This window comes from Halolamina salina, from assembly GCF_042678005.1.
GTDB lineage: Archaea > Halobacteriota > Halobacteria > Halobacteriales > Haloferacaceae > Halolamina > Halolamina salina.
In genome coordinates, this window is sequence record NZ_JBHUDH010000038.1 from 9,373 (window position 1) to 11,553 (window position 2,181).

2 protein-coding genes and 1 pseudogene are annotated in these 2,181 nt (G+C 73.1%); all 3 read left to right on the forward strand.

What is annotated here, in order from left to right:
• A pseudogene (locus ACFR9S_RS04865) lies at window positions 1–370 on the forward strand (diaminopimelate decarboxylase); the annotation flags it as partial.
• Window positions 367–1,308, forward strand: coding sequence for a diaminopimelate epimerase (dapF, locus tag ACFR9S_RS04870; protein WP_379818180.1), 942 nt, complete (start codon window positions 367–369; stop codon window positions 1,306–1,308). The pseudogene ACFR9S_RS04865 and the gene dapF, both read left to right, overlap by 4 nt.
• Window positions 1,305–2,181, forward strand: an 877-nt coding sequence (locus ACFR9S_RS04875) for a M20/M25/M40 family metallo-hydrolase (RefSeq protein ID WP_379818181.1), incomplete at its 3' end; no start/stop codon positions are given. The genes dapF and ACFR9S_RS04875, both read left to right, overlap by 4 nt.

Here is a 2,181-nt window from a genome sequence, read left to right on the forward strand (position 1 = left end):
CGCCGGAATGACGACGCTGCTGCGGCCGGCGATGTACGACGCCTACCACGCGGTGCGGAACCTCGGATCCGAGGGCGACCCCTCGGCGCGTGAGCAGGTCGGCGTCACCGTCGCCGGGCCGGTCTGTGAGACCGCGGACCTGCTCTGTGAGAACCGCCCGCTCCCCCGGCCCGAGCGCAGGGACTTACTCGCGGTCGGCAACGCGGGTGCGTACGGCTACGAGATGGCCTCGACGTACAACTCCCGCCCCCGGCCCGCGGAGGTCACTGTCGACGGCGAAATCCTCCGCCGGCGCGAGACGCTCGCGGACGTGAGTCGGCTCGACGCGGCGGGAGACTCAAACCGTCGGACCGACGAGGGGGACGTATGACGGTCGCGTTCGAGAAGTACGACGGCGCGGGCAACGACTTCGTGGTGGTCGACGCGGACGGCGACCCCGTCGAGGACCGCGCCGCGTTCGCCCGCGTTCACTGCGACCGCGAGGTCGGCGTCGAAAACGAGGCCGGCGCGCGCCACGGCGCCGACGGCGTGCTGTTCCTCTCGCTCGACGCGGACGCCGCCCCGCCGAGGGTGACGATGACGCTGGTCCAGCCCGACGGCTCCATCGCGGAGATGTGCGGCAACGGCGCGCGCTGTGTGGCGGCGTGGGCCGCAGACCGTACGGACGCGACGACGTTCGACATCGACACCCCCGCCGGTACCCGCCGCGCGGTCGTCGACGACGAGGTGGCCGTGGAGATGGGCGTTCCGAGGTTCGATCCCGCAGACGTGCCACTGGCAGCCGACGAACCACTCGTCGACGCAGTGCTCGACGAACTCGACGGCACGCCCGCCGCGGGACTGGCCGTCACGGCGGTGAACACTGGCGTCCCCCACGCGGTCGTCTTCGTCGACGACGTGGACGCGGTCGATATCGACGCCGTCGCGCCGCCGATCCGCCACGCCGACGCGTTCCCGGAGGGGGCGAACGTGACGTTCGCGTCGGCGGCGGACGAGGGGTTCCGCCAGCGCACCTACGAGCGCGGCGTCGAGGGCGAGACGCGAGCCTGCGGCACCGGCGCGGTCGCGGTCGCCGCCGCGGCGAAGCGACTCGGTCGGCTCCACGGGGGCGCCGACTGGATCACTGTCACGCCGCCGGGCGGCGATCTCGCCGTCGCGGTGCCCGAGGACGGTCCCGCACGCCTGCGCGGCCCCGCGAGGAAGCGATTCGAGGGGGAGCTACCCGTCCCCGAGGACGACCGTATCGCGGGCGTCACCGGCGAGGCGGCGCTGGGCGCGGACCGACTCGACGAGGGGAGCGAGCGATGAGCTTCGATCCCGTCTCGTTCCTCGAAGACGCCGTCCAAGACGACTCGACCGAGGACTTGGGCGGCACCCGCGAACTATTGCTCGACGCGCTGCGGGAGAGCGGTCACGAGCCACGCGTCGACGCCGCCGGGAACGTCCGTGCCAGCCGCGGTTCCGGCTCGCCCCACCTCGTGTTCAACACCCACATCGACACCGTGGCGCCGCACGTCCCCTTCGAGCGAGACGGGGGAACGATCCGCGGCCGCGGCGCCTGCGACGCGAAGGGGCCGCTGGCCGCGCTGCTGTCGGCGTTCCTCGACGCCGAGATCGAGCAGGGAACCCTCACGCTCGCGGTCACGCCGGACGAGGAGACGCTCTCGACCGGCGCCCACGCGCTGCTGACCGGCGAAGTGGCCCCGGGCGGCCCGGGCGAGACGGGCGCGACCGTGACACCGCTCTCCGCGTCCGATCCCGAACCTGACGCCTACGTCGTCGGCGAGCCGACCGGGCTGGACGTCTGTACCGCCGCCCGTGGGCGGTTCGAGGGGACCATCGCCGTCGAGGGCATCGCCGCCCACGCCGCCAGCCCGGAATCGGGTGTCAACGCCGTCTCGGCCGCGGGCAGACTACTGGGCGCGCTGGAGTCGTTCGACAACGTCGACGCCCACCCGCAGTTGGGTGCGGCGACGCTGGTACCGACCGGGATCGAGGGCGGCGAGTCGACGAACCAAGTCCCCGCCCGCTGTGCGGTGACGATCGACCGCCGGAGCGTCCCGCCGGAGACGGCCGAGGGGTTCCGTGTGGCGCTCGAAGCGCATCTCCGGTCGGTCCTCGACGGCGAGGACGCGACGGTGTCGCTCTCGCTGACCGAGCGGGAGACGCCGTTCCTCGAGG

Excerpts from the sequence above, each read along its gene's own strand:
- dapF (WP_379818180.1), top strand. The coding sequence starts at position 367 with ATGACGGTCGCGTTCGAGAAGTACGACGGCGCGGGCAACGACTTCGTG.